Source organism: candidate division KSB1 bacterium, assembly GCA_034506395.1.
In the GTDB taxonomy this organism is placed as follows: Bacteria; Zhuqueibacterota; Zhuqueibacteria; order Thermofontimicrobiales; family Thermofontimicrobiaceae; genus Thermofontimicrobium.
Window position 1 is genome coordinate 43,646 of record JAPDPQ010000013.1, and the last position, 14,919, is coordinate 58,564.

11 protein-coding genes are annotated in these 14,919 nt (G+C 46.3%); 9 read left to right on the top strand and 2 right to left on the bottom strand.

Annotation, left to right across the window (positions count from 1 at the left end; genetic code table 11):
• Positions 1–205: 205 nt before the first annotated feature.
• Positions 206–1,198, top strand: coding sequence for a GPI inositol-deacylase (locus tag ONB37_10325; protein MDZ7400548.1), 993 nt, complete (start codon positions 206–208; stop codon positions 1,196–1,198).
• A 7-nt stretch (positions 1,199–1,205) separates the two neighbouring features.
• Complete coding sequence (locus ONB37_10330) at positions 1,206–2,768, top strand: glycerol-3-phosphate dehydrogenase/oxidase (protein ID MDZ7400549.1); 1,563 nt, start codon at positions 1,206–1,208, stop codon at positions 2,766–2,768.
• Positions 2,769–2,839: 71 nt separating this feature from the next.
• On the opposite strand, the gene ONB37_10335 is transcribed toward ONB37_10330, so the two are convergent.
• A complete protein-coding gene (locus ONB37_10335) occupies positions 2,840–4,150 on the bottom strand; it encodes a hypothetical protein (protein MDZ7400550.1) in 1,311 nt (436 codons plus the stop codon).
• A gap of 845 nt (positions 4,151–4,995) precedes the next feature.
• On the opposite strand from ONB37_10335, the gene ONB37_10340 reads away from it, so the two are divergent.
• From ONB37_10340 to ONB37_10370, 7 genes are all read left to right on the top strand, one after another.
• A complete protein-coding gene (locus ONB37_10340; GenBank protein MDZ7400551.1) occupies positions 4,996–5,958 on the top strand; it encodes a hypothetical protein in 963 nt (320 codons plus the stop codon).
• A gap of 440 nt (positions 5,959–6,398) precedes the next feature.
• Complete coding sequence (locus ONB37_10345) at positions 6,399–7,133, top strand: hypothetical protein (protein ID MDZ7400552.1); 735 nt, start codon at positions 6,399–6,401, stop codon at positions 7,131–7,133.
• A 39-nt stretch (positions 7,134–7,172) separates the two neighbouring features.
• Positions 7,173–8,615: a hypothetical protein gene (locus ONB37_10350; GenBank protein MDZ7400553.1), complete on the top strand. Its 1,443-nt coding sequence runs from the start codon at positions 7,173–7,175 to the stop codon at positions 8,613–8,615.
• A 2-nt stretch (positions 8,616–8,617) separates the two neighbouring features.
• Complete coding sequence (locus ONB37_10355; GenBank protein ID MDZ7400554.1) at positions 8,618–9,166, top strand: hypothetical protein; 549 nt, start codon at positions 8,618–8,620, stop codon at positions 9,164–9,166.
• A gap of 10 nt (positions 9,167–9,176) precedes the next feature.
• A complete protein-coding gene (locus ONB37_10360; GenBank protein MDZ7400555.1) occupies positions 9,177–10,439 on the top strand; it encodes a hypothetical protein in 1,263 nt (420 codons plus the stop codon).
• 12 nt (positions 10,440–10,451) lie between these two features.
• Positions 10,452–11,426 (top strand): hypothetical protein, encoded by a 975-nt coding sequence (locus ONB37_10365; protein MDZ7400556.1) that lies wholly within the window; start codon positions 10,452–10,454, stop codon positions 11,424–11,426.
• A 249-nt stretch (positions 11,427–11,675) separates the two neighbouring features.
• A complete protein-coding gene (locus tag ONB37_10370; GenBank protein MDZ7400557.1) occupies positions 11,676–12,233 on the top strand; it encodes a hydrolase in 558 nt (185 codons plus the stop codon).
• Positions 12,234–12,377: 144 nt separating this feature from the next.
• Here the strand turns inward: ONB37_10370 and ONB37_10375 are convergent, their stop codons facing one another.
• Positions 12,378–14,855 carry an ATP-dependent Clp protease ATP-binding subunit gene (locus ONB37_10375; protein ID MDZ7400558.1) on the bottom strand — a complete coding sequence of 826 codons (2,478 nt, stop codon included), beginning with the start codon at positions 14,853–14,855 and terminating at the stop codon, positions 12,378–12,380.
• Between the last annotated feature and the right edge of the window lie 64 nt (positions 14,856–14,919).

Genomic DNA, 14,919 nt, shown 5'->3' on the forward strand with positions numbered 1-14,919 from the left:
ATTGCTATAAAATAATTTTGAGGCGGATCATCACGCTGAATTAGGCACTTTCAAACGGCTGAGCAGAGAAATCAAAGCTTCGATCTGTTTTTAGGGATGAGCAATCGGCGCCAACGCTGTGAGAGGATTTTGTTTTTTGCTCAATGGGATAAAACATTTCAGATCATATAAGAGAAACTTATTGGTAACTAATGGGGAGAATGGCTTGTCGAAGATTATTATTGGCATTCACGGACTGGGGAAAAAGCCAGCGGAACCGATCTTAGAAAAATGGTGGAAAAGATCAATTCAAGAGGGACTATCGGCGCTGGGGCACCCGCGCTTGTGGTTTCGGTTCAAGCTTGTCTATTGGGCAGATTTGCTCCATGAACCATGCGATCCAAAGATCACAGATCCGCGACATCCGAGATTTCTCAAAGAGCCTTATACGCCAGGCAATCCAAATGAGGTTAGAACACCAAGTCGGGTCAGACAGCGATTTTTGGATTATTTGGAACGTCAACTTGATAAGCTCTTTTTAAAAAAGAATCTTTCCATTCATTTTGTTGCAGTAACCGATTTCATCATGCGGAGTTTCTTCAAAGACCTGGATGCCTATTATTCATCGACCACTATTACCATCAATGGGCAGGAGCAATTGCTGAGAGAAGTCATCCGTCAGCGGTTGGCACAAGTGCTTCGGCGCCATCGCAAGCAAAGGATCATGCTCATCGGCCATTCCATGGGCTCCATCATCGCCTATGATGTCTTAAGCCAGACGGCTCCAGATGTGGCTATTGATACATTGGTGACAGTGGGATCGCCCTTGGGAATGCCAATCATCATCGCCAAGGTGGCATCTGAAATGAAGGGCCGTCTGGTGAGGCGCGCCAAACTTCAGACGCCAGAAAATGTCATGAGATTCTGGTACAATTTTTCGGATCTGAGGGATCGCGTGACACTGAATTATAACCTTGGTGATGACTACCGACCCAACAGTCGCGGCGTTCATGTGGTTGACAAGATCGTGTTCAATAATTATGTTTACAAAGGGAGAAAAAATCCCCACAAAATCTATGGATATCTTCGTGCCCCTCAGTTTGCCCAGGTGGTGCACGAATTTCTCAATTATGGCCGGAGTCAATATATGATTTGGTTGTCCGATCAATTGAATTTTGCACTGACAAAGATTATCGGTTTTTTCAAAAGAAATAGATGAGGGAATCATGCGACGCGAGGATATGATCGCTCGGCTGGAACTGTTTCGCGGGGAATGGGATATCGCCATCATCGGTGGAGGCGCAACAGGCATCGGTGCGGCGATCGATGCGGCTTCGCGCGGCTATCGAACGCTGCTTTTGGAGCAGGCTGATTTTGGGCAAGGCACGTCCAGTCGCAGCACCAAATTGATCCACGGAGGGGTTCGCTATTTGCAACAGGGAAATATTTCGTTTGTGTTAGAGGCACTAAAGGAGCGCGGAATCCTGCGGCAGAACGCCCCCCATCTGGTGCATAATCTGCCGTTCATTGTGCCAAATTACGATTGGTGGGAGGGTCCCTTTTATGGCATTGGCCTGAAGTTGTATGACATTCTCGCAGGCAAACATGGCTTTGGGCCTTCAAAAATGCTATCTCGCGAAGAAACCATTCAGCGGCTTCCAACCATCGAAACTGCTGGGTTACGCGGCGGGGTGATCTATTACGATGGACAATTCGATGATGCGCGCTTGATCATCAATATGGCCGAAACTGCAGTCGAACAAGGGGCGACGGTCATCAATTACATGAAAGTGACAGCTTTAATTCGAGCAAACCAAATGATAAATGGCGTTATTGCCACTGACCTTGAGACTGGTATCACGCATCAGATCAAAGCCAAGGTAGTGATCAATGCCACTGGTGTATTCAGCGATACGATCCGACGCATGGATGATCCTGATGCGCCAGCATTGATCCGTCCCAGCCAGGGTATTCATATCGTGCTGGACCAGTCGTTCCTTCCAGGAAACAGCGCAATCATGGTCCCGCACACGGATGATGGTCGGGTATTGTTTGCAATCCCGTGGCGCGATCGGGTCATTGTTGGTACAACCGATACACCAGTAAGCGAAATTTCGATAGAACCGCGCCCATTGCCAGAAGAAGTGACATTCCTGCTGTCACACACCGCCCGATATCTGACCAAAGATCCATCGCCTCAGGATGTGCTCAGCGTCTTTGCTGGGCTGCGTCCGTTGATTGGACGCGCCGATCAGGAGAACACTGCGGCATTGTCCCGCGATCACACGCTTATCATCTCTCGCTCTGGATTAGTGACAATTGCTGGTGGCAAATGGACCACTTACCGGAAGATGGCTGAGGATACCATCGACCAGGCTGAAATTTTAGCCAGATTGGATGCCCAGCCATGCATCACAAAAACGCTTCAAATTCATGGCTACCATCGTCACCCAGAACAATTCGGTGAGCTTGCCGTCTATGGTTCCGATGCGCCAGCCATTCAAGACCTTCTCCAGGAAAAACCAATTTATCGCCGGCAGCTCCATCCAAAGCTACCGATTCGATATGGCGAGGTAATTTGGGCAATACGGCATGAGATGGCGAGAACTGTAGAAGACTTTTTATCGCGACGCACCCGTGCTTTGCTGCTGGATGCCCGTGCCAGCCGGGAGATCGCACCCGCCGTTGCCGAAATCATGGCTCAGCACCTGGGTAGAACTCAGGATTGGGTGCAATCCCAAATCGTGCAGTTTCAAAGACTCGCAGACAACTACATCCTGGCTATCTGATCGTCTGTCTTTTCAATCGGTTTCAGATGAAATTGCAGTGCGGTAAGACCGAATCGCTGTTGTCGCCCAGATCATTGTCGATATATCCGACAGGAGGCAATGCGACGATCGATCTCCGCTTCTATTTCCCGATATGTTTCGCTCTCCAAGTCGCGATACGTGCGCTTAAATGCCAGTTCTTGAATACCCTCCGGGAGATTTTCGATAGCTGGCATAAAATCGCTTTCGTCAAGGGGCATCGTCATTCGTTCCAATAGGAGCCTGGCCGATTGGAGCGAACCGCTGGCCATTTCGCCGAATCGGACACCAGCCCGATCGGCTGCAAGATCAGCAAAACTGAATCCGCTGCCATAGCGGGAGTCATCCAATTCTTTAAAAACACCAGCCAAATTCGCCAGTCCCGTGCCTCCCGAAACCGTGATCGCTGCCGATACTAAAAAATGTTTGGCAAGATCATTGCGTCCCAAAAGCGTCAACCTAACCCTGCTTGCTCGCGGAAAGCCCTTGCCATCCTTCGATCCGATCAATTTGCTCATATCGCGACCGATCGAGAACGCTGCTAAATTGAAAATCAAAGCGCGATGTTCGTCTATGGGATTATTTCCTTTCTGGGCACGTTGCTGGGCAAAATTGAACAATGGGACAAAGAAATGTATTAACGATGCCGATTGACCATTCAATGGTTTTGATGCCCGGGCAAGTTGCTCCGCATAAAGTCTCAGCCGCTCCTTTTCATCAGCGGTCAACAAATAAGCCTCCCCCCGGCTTCGCAGCTTTCGAAACAGCTCTGGCCGCCAAAAATAATGCACAACGAGCTCTTCATTTTCTATGGCGACAAATTTTATCGAATTTGATAGCTCATTAACCATTTGGTACCGAGCATCTTTCCTCAGCAACCAATCAGAAAAAATCAGAATAGACCGGACCACCCAACGCGGGATTGTGAGGCTGCCGATGACAAGCCGTCGAATCTCTAATTGGCCATCTTTTGGCTCCAGAAAGATCGAACAATTGAGATATTTTCCCAAAAAATTCTCTGGTAATTGATATGTGATATCAGCCTGCATTTGATTATCAAAAAAGCGGACCTGGCCCAATGCTTTTTGTCGATTTTTAGATTGAACCAGACCATAACTCAACAAGAGGTTTAAATCGCGACAAGAGATCACTGTGCGCCTCAATTCACCTGGCTTCAAATTTCTGGGATCATTCTCTTGCAAAAACATTTTCACCCGCGCGACATCTTCGTGCGACAGCGTACTACCCGATTTGACTCTCGGTTGCGATTGTATCCCAAAGATGAGAAATACCATCGGAATAACAATAACAATGATGAAAAAAAATATAAATAGCCCAATAAGGGACGTTTTTAACAGGTTCATGGGAGTTCATCCGATTAATAATTCATTATTTCACGAAACCACTATTTCCTTTCTGATTGCAGAAGGGTGGTTCTTCTGTTTGCCTGGCACAAGTTCTTGTTTCGGAAGGCTGGATCAAGTTTCAATATCACATCGCACAGCCTTATTTGCCCCTGAAACGGCCAAGAGCTACGAAGGAATTGAAGGAAGGAGAATAGCGTTTCCTCGAAATTTTTCAATAAATCTAAATCGATAACGATTTGGCTGACACAGAAAATCATGTAGCAATACGATAATTGCCAATATCCAAAAAAGAGCTTGCGTTTCCATCGAAATTTCAGTGCCAACCCATTATTTGTCCCAATAATTCGGGATGGGCTTTTGTTTCGGTTAATTTAGCCCAGCGACTCATTTTGAATTCTTTTTAACTTATGAAACTCTAACCAAATTTCCCATTAAAAGCAATTATCCGGTCCTGGATCAAAGCTTGCCATTCTGGATGGATTCAAGTATCACTCGTTCGATTGGTTCAACGGGCCGCTTTCTCTTTTCAGTGGATTGTATTAAATTGAATCAGTTTGGCATAAATTCGCTGGTCTAATTTACAAAAAAAAATCTGAAAATCAAGTTTTAAGTTAAAAATTGCACGAATAGCAAGACAAAAATAATGTTTTTCTCCTTCATTTTGAATCAAAGGATACATTGTTCCGTTGTGAAACAGTCGTTTGATCGCGCCAATTGGCTATTTGAAAGATTAATTGTTTTAGAATCACACGGTTGAATGTGTCAAATCAAGTGGCACAGAATTTGAGAATTTCCCATAAACATCTAACAAGGCAACATTGTATTTGGCAAGAAGGATACCGATGATCATTAAGGATTTTTTCGCTGGACGCCAAGAATTTGTCATTGCAAGACAGACCCATGAAAAAGAGCTCACGGATCATAGCGCGAATTACGCAAAGCGCATCGAAATGTCACTTGCACTGAGTCTGTTGATTGCGCTCATATTTTTTCAACTGTTCCCTAGCCGCAACGATCGGAACAAAGAACGAGATTTGGTCACGGTTGCATTAGAAATGGTAGAGATACCGGTGACGAAACAGGAGCCTCCGCCGCCCCCTCCTCCAGTTCAAGAGATGATCACTGATTATTCAGTAGTGATTAAAAACAATCATAACGATATTCACCAGCTCCGAGAGGAATTGGAGGATGTCACCTTAGAATTAGAGGTGAAACCGACGGATAATCTTCTTGCTAACTCGCAGCTTGATAATTTCAATTATGCGATGATGATGCGAAATCGGATGGATGATCGAGGCGCCTCCCTAGATCTGGCGCCGAATCGCGCGAATATCGGCAGATATGCTGATGCAGGCTTGACTTTTGATCCGACCACAGCGACTACCAGCAAAAAATTTGTCGACACTGGGGCAAATTTAGACAGCCCTCCCCTTTCAATGGAGACTTCATCGAAACCAGCGGAGACGAAACCGGTTGAAGCGGAGTTGATCCCAATCAATCGAAACCAATTTCTTCTCAGGGAATCAGAATCGACAATTGGGACGAGCGAATATCGTTTGTGGAACAAGATCAATGCCGCACTTGATCGTCTAGATAAGAACCGCTTTGGGAAGCTTCCAGAGAATGTGCAACGAAGCGGCAATGGTTTGATCATCACTTTGAGTTATTCTGATGGAGTAATTCATGAGATCTTTTGGACAAAAGGAGGAAAAGTGGTCATACGTGTTACTGGTAACCGTCCTCAACAGCAGATATTGGAACTGCAAAAAGCATTGGATGCATTGATCCAATTAACTTTGCTCTAAACCATCAAGAAACGTGCCCCTAGTTTCGATTATTTCATTCAATATTGTGCGAAGCAACAGGCTGATAAAGAATTGCTGTGACCGAAATGTGTCGTAATTAATTTCCTATGCGCGTATGGTGCTCCCCAACCAGAACTGTGAATATTACCGAGCGAAGGGGTGCGTTCTATTTAGACCATTGCTAAGCCAATAATCCATAGATTGGAAGGGAATTGCTGGCGCAATCGATCACTGAAGCGGATGGGCAACTTGGCTTTCGAGGGGAGATGATTTTGTTGAAAAGATAACAGCCTTAATAGATATGCCTTTCAAATAAGCCCTGCAAGATTCGATCAAATCAATGCTGCTCGGAAAATTCGGCAGAGTTAGGAAAATGAACGTTGCTTTTCACCAAACGATCAGACTGCGGGAGCATAAATCAATCATAGATGCGAATTGCAATGATGCACCGAACTCATAAGATAGTCAAAATTCTGGGCGGTTGGCTCATAACAGCGACATCCTTTCTGTTTGTCAGCGTCGTTTGGTGCCAGTCTGTGGCAGACCAATATGAACGGATCAAGGCCTATTTTAATGACAAGAGCTACTATAGCACGGTCAACTTATGTAAACAAGTGATCCAGCGTTGCGAAACCGCACCAGAACCAGAATGCTGGTATACCAATATCATGAAGGATATTTACCGCTACAAAGGGTTCACGGAATTTGAGCTTTTCAAAGCTGAGCAGGATCCCAAGCGGTTAACCGATGCCATTGAATCGCTGACCATTAGCTTCAATTTATTTAAAGACCCAGACGTTCAATTTGTGAAGGGTTACCTGATCGCCCTCAATGCGATCCGAATCGGTAATCGCACCGATTTGTCGGGCCTGGTCACAGCTTGGGAGGCGCTATTAAGCCTCCATGCGCGGGAAGGCTGGCAGGTTTCAGCAGAATTGCTCGATAAAATAAAGCTGTTCATTCGCATTGCAGAGCGATATACCGAACCGGTCCCCAACAAAAATTATCAAGGGGTCTTTGCGCGGTTCATTATTTTGTTAGCCCTTGATCTGGCAGAAAAAGGCAAGCTTAAATCTGAAGAACAAAAGGAATTTGAAACACTCCGCCAAAAATATTATCGTGAGGATGGGGAGCAGTGGCAAAAATGGCGAAGCAATTCCTCTCCACCCAAATAATGCCGTTTCATTTTTTAATAAAAATTGGAGAGTGCAGCAATGAAGAAATTTGGTCTATCCCTTGTGTTCGTTTATTGGATTACCTCGGTATCAATTGGCTTAACGCAAGATGTGCGAACATTGTATGATAAAGTTCGCAAAGAATATGAGGCTGGCAATTTCGCCACCGTAGTCAATTTATGCAAGCAGATCATCGAGCGCTGCGAGCAAAATTATCCCGACGCCGAATGCCGATATACCGATGTCATGAAGAATGTTTATCGGTACAAGGGATTCTCCGAGTTCCGGATTTATACTCAGGAACAAAACATGGATCAACTGGAGGAAGCGATTAATTCGCTTACGAAAAGCTATGAGCTCTATGGTGATCCAGAAATCTCGTTCAATTATGGCTACATGCAATCGCTTCGAGCGATCAAGTTGAAAAACGGTCGGGATCTGGATGGCCTGGTGAATGCGTGGCGTGGGATTTTGGGTATTTACGCGAGGGACGAATGGACAGTGTCAAATGATTTGTTGAACAAGCTCAAAATATTCATTCAGCAGGCGGTCGAGATATCGATTACACCGCCGGACAGTGCTCTTACTACGGGTCGCTTCCCCAGTTTTATGATTCGGTTGGCCTGCGATCTTGCGCAGAAGCGAACATTAGCGCGGGAGGATAGCATTTTTTTCAATGTTTATTATCGACGAGCCATCGACGATGAATACAACCTCCGCGGCAACGAATGGCGCGCCCGAGGTTTTGAGGCAGAACAGATCTTTAAAGCCAATCCCTATGATTCTACCTATCGCATTTGCCGCGGCTACTTAGAGCTGGCATTGCGCTTCGCGAAAAGCACCCAACGAAAGGCCGAGATGCTGAAAGAACTCACGAAGGTGGCACTCTACATGGAAAAAGAGGGCCGCAATAGTCGCAGGGAAACAGAACTCCAATATGCACGGGAAAAAGCCAGTCAAGCGTACACCATTCTCCAGGAGCATCGTTCTGACATCCCTCGAGAGCTGGAAAACGAGATCAAAAAGGTCTATGGCAATGCGATATTTCGATTGGTGGATTACTATTTTAGTATCACGACATCGAAAGACCGCATGAACTCGTTTTTAACCGCCCGTCGCATCGGCGAAGAACTTTTGGTCCCTGACGGTCAGGGGGGGTTGAAACAGAAATTCCAATGGGAAGGCTATGAGGATCTTTATTTGAAACTGTCCGATGTCGGGTACGAGCTCGGTGATGAAAAATTTGCGGTTGATATGGTAGATAAAGCCTGGAAGGCAGTGTTGGAAATCAATCATATTCAATTGCAGCAGATCTATGGCCCAATTCCGCCGCAAACCGCAAAAGAACTATTGCAATTCGCCCAAGTCTATCAGCAAATTGCCGAGCGATTTGGGCTGCAATCCGTGCTACATTGGTTGCGGCCAATTATAAAAACCCTGTCCCAGAAATCGTTTTATACCACCAAAGGAGGAGGATATTGACCATGAAAGCAAAGATCATTTTGACCAGTGCGATAGTGATAATGTTATTCAGCTCTGTGAACATGGCGCAATCTTTGATCAAAACCAAATTCGAACAACAAATGGTGGATTATGAGAACGATGTAGTTCGTTGTTATAATGAGATGCAGAAATTTTTGGAGCAAGAGGATCGCAATCTTGCTGAAATGATCGCCTTTGAAAACTTGTTATCGATATATGTGGATCGGATTTTAGAAATTTACAGCACAATGGAACGATTAGCGGGTTCATCGCTGGAGACCTATCGCGGGGTTGCGGCGCGAGCCCTGATCTTTCGATCGCTGACTTATTTGGAGCGCTCGAAGCAGGCCAAGGAGAATTTCAACAAGGCGGTAGCCGATTACAAGTATGCGCTCCAGCTCTATAAGGGCACTTCCATTCCGATTATGAACAAAAAATTACCTTACGAGGTCTGGATCGGCCGGAAGATGTATACCCGATTGGCCGATCTTCTGGACGATAAAAATAAAGCGTTTAATTTGCTCAATTCTTTACAGGACATCAACGAATAGAAGGTTTATTATGCGCAGCAGGTTCTGGTGGTTCTGGTTATTGCTAATGGCGAATTTGATCGCTTCAGCTCATGGACAATCGCTTGATCGGATTTTACTTCCACAAATGGAACGGTATGAAAATGATATTCAGAACACCTATCGAGAATATCAAAAAATCTATTATGAGAAAAAATCCAGTCTTGCCGAATTGCGTGCATTCGAAGATATCATTTCGATTTATGTGTCTCAATTGCTGGAAATCTACGAGACGCTGTCGCTTTCTGGCTATGGGAATTTGGATCGTCCTCGAGATATTGCAGCGCGGGCGCTCATCTATCGCGCATTGATCTATTTGGAAAAGGCACCCCTCAATTTGGAATATTATGAAAAAGCCTGTTATGACTATTACCAGGCGTTGGCGATGTTCGAATCAAGCGATGCGATCCCTGCGATCTTCAAAAAACTCCCGAATCCAGTTTTGGTTGGTGCAAAAGAATACACTCGCCTGATCGATGTCATCGATTTCAAAGGCAGCGATCTTTATGCATTTGGGAAAGTGAATCTCAATTTGCGGAATTTTAAAATCACCACCAATCTGGACATCGATGAAATGGAGTTCATGCGTGTGGCAAGTCCATCGGATAAAATGAAGTATACTTACCTGTTGGCAGAAGACCGCATAAAAGACACCTTCAAAAAAGTCCTTGTCAATGACGGTCGCAGTAGCACCTTTTTAGCTTTGCCAGAGGGCTCCTACTTCATCAAGTCAAAGACCAAGGGGCGCTCATCGCGGCATGTCTATCTTTCTGCGCTCTACATCCGCGCCAATCAACAGCATAACTACTATGTGGAACCGTTGGTCAATTGGTTCATTATGTACGAATCCCCAGGAAGCCAGAAACCACGGTTGGCTCGATTAGCAGCCGATCAACGATCAAGCGTCTCAGGAAATGGAAAAGACCTTGTCTTTGCGAAAGCGGGGAGCAGCAAAGATAAACGGCTTTACATGGAAAAGGTGATTCGCTTAGCGGAAATTGTGAATTCGGCGCTCGAGAAAGTCGCTGCCGACGAAATCTTTAACATCAAAGACCCCTGGATCCGCAATAAATTTGCCAATACGGTCGCAGAAATTTTAAACGCCCATATCGAGACACCAAACTACCACAATTGCTGGAGCCGCTGGATGCTCTCCTGGATCATCGCGAAGGAAATTACAGAAAAATTCAGCCCAGAAACCGATGTGCCAACAGAACTCATTAAATTGGTCTATCTCTGTCTGAAGGAGATTTAAGGAAGAACAAGTATGAAACGAAAACATAGCTATTTGATGCCTTGGATCGCGGTGATGCTTTTTTTTATTCCATCGCCTTCGATGGCTCAATCCCCAAATTATGACAATTGCTGGAAATCGCAGCGCTACACCACGCTGTTAGATACCATGCTCTCTGTTATGTTGAAGCCGATAGAAGATGTTTATAAGCAACACGATTTCATCCAGACATTTGGTTGTGCTTATGAAGAGGATGATATTGAGCAAAATTCGATCCGCGCAGTGTATCGTGCGATTATCCAATCCATTCGCAACCGCAAGGTGAGTTTGCGAGACGATCTGGATACGATCCTGGAATCGCAACCACCGCGCCCCGATAATTTGATGCGCGAGTACTCGATGTACGTGAATATCCCAACTCAGGGCCAACCAAAGGCGGCTCGTTATGAGATCAAAATCTTGGATCTGGAAGCGGTGCCCACCATCGAATCTGAAAAAGCCGTGTGGACCCGAATCGTAACGCGTTATGCTTATAAAGAGGATTTCAATATCGCCCCGATCGCCGATCAGAATCCGTCAGAATTCGTCAAGGTTATGGCAGAAGCTCAACAGATTTTGAAAACCTTGGAACGTCGCAAGTTTAATAAGCTGAGAAAAGTGCTGAATATCGAGAGCGAAGCCACGATGTTTCCCCGAAGCATCGACGAGCTGATGTTCGGCGACTCAATGACGCTATTCGATGAGCTTAATCCTGAAACGGAATATTTTGGGATTTACCTCGGCAAAGGGATTTTCACCTGCGAGACACCCAATCATGGGGTAGTAATTTGCAAATTTGGAGAAGAACGGCTCTATCAGCTTCGCATTGATGTCAACTCATTTCGAAGGACTACTCCGCTATACGCAGAGCTCAATTACCAGGCTCCAGAAGTGATTTTGGAATGCCTATTCCTAAAATTCTCCCATGAAAAGCCCAAAAGCCTGCCGGCGTTGGGTTTGATCCGATAACCGTTTCATTTTCTCGTTATTTGCCCAGGCATTTTCCTCAATCATGATAGACGATTGAAAATAATCCTTGCTTTTTATTCTGATTGTTTGTAAAATCTAACGCCCAGTTTTGGGCGTTTCTTATTATTGACCAAAACCTGCGTAAAGAGACAATTGTTGCAAGCCCGAACCAGGTAAATGCTGTCAGTTGCACAAGCAAATGGTTATCGCAAGATAATGATTGGTGAACTCAAAAAGGGAGAACGAATTATGACACGGCATGAGACTGTTTTAACAAAAGGGACAACGGGTTTATTGGTAATTGATATTCAGGAGCGAATTAATGCAGTGATGAAATACCGAGAGCGCGTTGTGAAGAATACTGCGAAATTGATCAGCGGTTTAAAAATTTTAAATGTGCCAATCTTCGTAACCGAACAATATCGCAAGGGATTGGGGCCAACCGAAAAGCCAATTTTAGATTTGATCAATCAATCGACAATTGTGGAGAAGATGACCTATAGTTGTTGCATGGCTCAGCCGCTGATGGAGCAATTGCGCACCCATCAGATAAAACAAGTGGCCGTTTGCGGCATCGAAACGCATGTCTGTGTTTTGCAAACATGCTTGGATCTGTTGGCTCATGGCTTTCAGGTCCATCTGGTAACTGATGCGATTTCGTCGCGCCGAAAATTGGATCACGAGGCCGCGATCGATCGAATGGTTCAAGCCGGGGTTATCCCGACCACTACCGAAGCCGTTCTGTTCGAACTGCTGGAACAAGCTGGCACACCAGAATTCAAACAGATATCCAAATTGGTAAAATAAAAAAATCCCAGCACCCTTGGTGCTGGGATTGAATGGCGAAAACATTTATCTGCTTATTCCCAGATCCATCGATTTTCCTGCCCCAAAAATTCATTAATCTTTTTCAAGCCGGTCTCAAAGGTCTCGAAGTCTTATTGCCTCATTTTAATTGGCGACCTCATCAATATCATCTGGATTGGTGTCAATGGGCTCGGTGGTTCGCTTGCCAACCTCGATGAAATCCAGCGCGTCCCCTTTTTTCCTGACTTGAATTCGACTTCCATCGGAGAAATTGCCGCGAAGGATCTCCTCTGCAATCGGGTCTTCGATATAGCGCTGGATGGTCCGCTTTAGCGGCCGCGCTCCAAATACTGGGTCAAATCCCTTCTCTGCTATGAATTCTTTGGCGCCCTTCGTGAGTTGGATTTGAATATCCCGATCCGCCACTTTCTCGAGCATCTCCTCCACCACGATATCCACAATCTTAACCATATCCTCTTTGCTCAAATGGCGAAATACCACGATTTCATCAACCCGATTAAGAAACTCTGGATTGAAAACCCGTTTGACTTCATCCATGATCCTATTTTTCATGGATTCATAATCAGCTTGTTCATCGCCTTTCGCAAAACCAATTCCGCCGCCTTGCCGAATTTGGCGAGCGCCAATGTTAGAAGTCATGATCAAGATCGTGTTTTTGAAGTCGATCCGTCGTCCCAAACTGTCGGTGATCCGGCCTTCATCCAAGATTTGAAGCAAGATATTGAACACATCGGGATGCGCTTTTTCGATTTCATCGAACAATACCACAGAATAGGGATGGCGTCGGACCTTCTCAGTGAGCTGACCACCCTCTTCATACCCCACATAACCGGGAGGGGCTCCAATGAGCCGCGACACAGCAAATTTTTCCATGTATTCGGACATATCAATGCGGATCAGCGCATCCTCATTTTCGAACAGGTAAGCCGCCAGCTCTTTCGCCAATTGCGTCTTGCCAACGCCTGTGGGTCCCAGAAAGATGAACGAGCCGATCGGTCGATTCGGATCTTTGAGGCCAGCGCGAGTCCGCTGAATCGCCCGACTCAGTTTGGCGATAACTTCATCCTGCCCAACGATCCGTTTCTTGAGTTCATTCTCCATCCCAAGCAATCGCTCTGATTCGGATTGCGCCACTTTCTTGACTGGGATGCCGGTCATCATGGAGACCACCTCAGCGATGTCCTGCTCGGTGACCGTAGCGATCACTTTATTTTCGCTCTCTTGCCATTCTTTGCGCGCAGCCTCCAGCTTTCGGGCCAGGCGCTTCTCCTGATCCCGATAGATGGCTGCTTGCTCGAACTCTTGCGCCTTGATCACCGCATCCTTTTTCTGCTGGATCCGCTTGATCTCCTCCTCCAATTCCACAATTTCCTTGGGAACTACGATATTGGCCAAATGAACCATCGCCCCGGTCTCATCGAGCACGTCGATAGCTTTATCTGGCAGGTATTTATCGGTAATATAGCGCTCTGAAAGCCGAACCGCTGCCTGAATGGCCGCGTCGGTGTACTTCACCTGATGATGCGCCTCATAACGATCTTTAAGTCCGTGCAGAATCGCTATCGTCTCTTCAGCGGAGGGCGGATCGACCATGATTTTCTGGAATCGTCGCTCCAACGCGCCATCTTTCTCGATGTACATGCGATATTCGTCAAGCGTGGTAGCGCCGATGCATTGCAGCTCACCTCGCGATAGAGCTGGCTTAAACATATTCGATGCATCGAGCGAGCCAGAGGCACTGCCAGCCCCGACGATGGTGTGCAGCTCATCAATGAACAGGATCACATCTTTGACGCGGATCAGCTCGTTCATGATCGCTTTCATCCGCTCTTCAAATTGACCGCGGTATTTGGTGCCAGCCACGATCGCGCCCAGGTCCAGGGTGACCAGCCGCTTATTATGGAGCACTCGGGGCACTTGTTTATTGACGATCCGTATGGCCAGACCTTCGGCGATTGCGGTTTTGCCGACCCCAGGTTCACCGATGAGAACCGGATTATTTTTCTTCCGGCGGCTGAGGATCTGCGCCACCCGTCTGATCTCCTCTTCGCGGCCGATAATCGGGTCTAATTCGCCCTTTCGGGCTAACTCGGTCAAATCACGCCCAAAATGGTCTAAGGCTGGGGTCTTGGAACGCTTTTGCCCCCCTTCTCGCACCGTCGGCGTCCCCCGCAAAATATTCTCCAATTCCTCTCTGACTAAGTCATAAGTGATGTCGAACGACAACAGCACCTGAGCCGCAACACCCTCCCGTTCTCGAACCAGCGCTAGCAGCAGGTGTTCGGTCCCAGTGACATCGGATTTATAGCGTTCCGCTTCCATGTAGGCCATTTTCAAAATCTTTTCGGCCCGTTTTGTCAATGGAATATCGCCGATCGTCATGGTGTCGCCGGTAGTGCGGACCGCATCCTCCACTGACCGCTTCAACTCGTCTATATCGCACCCCAGGTTCTTCAGTATTTCAATCGCTACCCCTTCGCCTTCTCGTATTAGGCCTAATAATAAATGTTCTGTCCCTATATAATCATGACCCAGCCGTAAGGCCTCTTCTCGTGCATATTGCATCACTATTTGGACACGACTGGAAAAATTTTTCTTCATCCGTTACATCTCCCTGAAAAAGCTCGATAACAACTTTGTCAATTTAATTCTGTTCATTGGGTGA